At 36.9% G+C, this 888-nt stretch carries 1 protein-coding gene; it reads left to right on the top strand.

Features of this window, described 5'->3' with window-relative positions; translation table 11 throughout:
- Positions 1-854, top strand: an 854-nt coding sequence (locus EDM56_RS30865; RefSeq protein ID WP_122921741.1) for an IS3 family transposase, incomplete at its 5' end; no start/stop codon positions are given.
- Positions 855-888: the final 34 nt, after the last annotated feature.

The raw sequence follows: 888 nt of genomic DNA, 5'->3' as shown, positions 1-888 counted from the left end.
ACAAAGCACAAGTAGTATTTGAACTAAGGACTGAATTTCCTGTAAAAGCCTTACTAAAACTCGCTGGCATTCCACGCAGTACCTATTATTACTATGTAAAATCAATCGGTCGTCCAGATAAACATGCTGAATTAAAAACATTGATTCAGGCGATTTACCATGAGCATAAAGCACGCTACGGGTACCGTCGTATTACGCATGAACTGAGGAATCTGGGGTATCTGGTGAATCATAAAAAAGTTCAGCGACTCATGAAAAAGCTAGGTCTAAAAAGCATGGTTCGGATGAAAAAATATCGCTCATATAAAGGGAATGTTGGTAAGACGGCACCGAATCTTTTGAATCGCAATTTCCAGGCAGAAAAACCAAACGAGAAATGGGTAACCGATATAACTGAGTTTAAACTCTTTGGTGAAAAGCTCTATTTATCACCAATGCTAGATTTATTTAACGGAGAAATTATCGCTTATACAGTTGATTCAAGACCAAGATACTCTCTTGTATCTAAAATGCTGGAACAAGCTTGTAAGAGACTAACTGACAAAGACAATTTGCTGATTCACTCGGATCAAGGCTGGCATTACCAAATGAGCTCATACCGTCAGGTATTGAAAGAAAAGAACATTACCCAGAGTATGTCGCGAAAAGGAAACTGTTATGATAACGCTGTGATTGAAAATTTCTTTGGTATCCTAAAATCAGAGTTTTTATATATGCAAGAGTTTGAGAACGTTGAACATTTTAAACAAGAGTTAGCCAAATACATCGACTACTATAACAACAAACGAATCAAGATAAAATTAAAAGGCTTAAGTCCAGTGCAATACCGGACTCAAACCTTACATGCTGCTTAAAAAAATACGAGTCTAACTTTTTGGGGTCACTTCA

The organism is Brevibacillus fluminis (assembly GCF_003710825.1).
Lineage (GTDB): Bacteria > Bacillota > Bacilli > Brevibacillales > Brevibacillaceae > Brevibacillus_D > Brevibacillus_D fluminis.
The sequence above is the reverse complement of the archived record's forward strand: the minus strand, read 5'-3'. Positions and strand labels throughout refer to the sequence as shown.